The following is a 1,421-nucleotide window of genomic DNA, read 5'->3' as shown; positions in this document are numbered from 1 at the left end:
AGGCGCAGGAAATCTGGCGGATGCACTGGCCCCTTCGCGAGCAGGCTCGCTCCCACAGGGATTGCGGTGGGCCTTAATCCATCGCCCGGCGCTTGAGCAGCAATGTCAACGCCAACGCACTCACCGACAGCAACGCCGCGATAAAGAAAATCCACGAATACCCCAGGTTCAGCGCCACCGCGCCCATCAATGGCCCGGCAATGGCCAGCGCCAGATCGAAAAACACCGCATAGGCACTCAACCCCGCGCCACGGCTGGAGTTGGGCACTTGCTTGATCGCCTCGACGCCCAGGGCCGGATACACCAGCGACAGGCCGAATCCGGTCAGCCCGGCGCCGATCAAGGCGTAGCCCGTCGACGGCGCGAACCACAGCAGCGCCAGACCGACGGTTTCGATGGTCATGCAGGCAATGGCCGAGGTAAATCCACCGAAGCGGCTGATGCTGGAGATGAACAACAACCGCGCCAGAATGAAGCACACGCCGAATACCGTCAGGCAGTAAGCCGCGCCGGTCCAGCCGCGATTGACGTAATACAGGGTGATGAAGGTGGTCAGGGTGCCGTAACCGATGGAGGCCAGGCTCAGGCTCGCACCGAAGGGCGCAATGCGCCCGAACACGGCCCGGAAGGGCAGGCGTTCACCCCGTACCACCGGCACCGAAGGTTTGTTGCGGATCAACAGCAGCCCCAGCGCGGCCAGCACCGACAGGGCGATCCCCAGGCTGGTGAACCCCAGTTGATCGACCATCACCACACCCAGCGGCGCGCCGATGGCAATTGCGCCATAGGACGCGATGCCGTTCCATGAAATCGAGCGCGCCGTGTGTTCGGCACCCACCTGGCCCATGCACCAACTGATGGTGCCGACCCCGATCAAGCCTTGGGCGATGCCGAGCAACAGGCGGCCGGCGATCAGGATCAGCAGGCTGAGCAACGGCAAGCTTTGCAACATCGTCGACAGCAGCGTCAGCACGCCGCTCAACACAATGCCGGACAAGCCGTAAACGATCGCGCGCTTGGTGCCGATGCTGTCGGACATGCGCCCGGCCATGGGCCGGCTGAGCAGGGTGGCGAGGTACTGCGAACCGATGGTCAATCCCGCGATGACTGCGCTGAACCCGAGCTGCTCGTGAACATACCCCGGCAACACCGCAATCGGCAGGCCGATGCAAAGGAAGGCAATAAAGGTATAGAAAACGATAGAGACGATCTGCAGGGTGATCGCCATGGAGCTTTGCGGTGGCTGTTGCTGCGCAGACATGAGGGCTCGTTCGCGGGCGGCGGTGGGAGAACTGCATGATGGCTTGGCGGCGGGATAAAAGGAAGCAGGCTAACTACTTGTCTCTAAATCATCGTTGTTCATAAGGACCGCTTCGCGAGCAGGCTCGCTCCCACAGGGTCGGCGGTGTATTGAGGGTAGG

The 1,421-nt window shown here is 62.4% G+C and carries 1 protein-coding gene; it reads right to left on the bottom strand.

Going from position 1 to position 1,421, the window contains the following annotated elements:
- Positions 1–73: 73 nt before the first annotated feature.
- Positions 74–1,261: an MFS transporter gene (locus ACW9HW_RS30060; RefSeq protein WP_095194185.1), complete on the bottom strand. Its 1,188-nt coding sequence runs from the start codon at positions 1,259–1,261 to the stop codon at positions 74–76.
- Positions 1,262–1,421: the final 160 nt, after the last annotated feature.

The organism is Pseudomonas sp. SDO5532_S415 (genome assembly GCF_054071155.1).
Note: the sequence above shows the minus strand (reverse complement) of the source record. Positions and strands in the feature narration are given on the sequence as shown.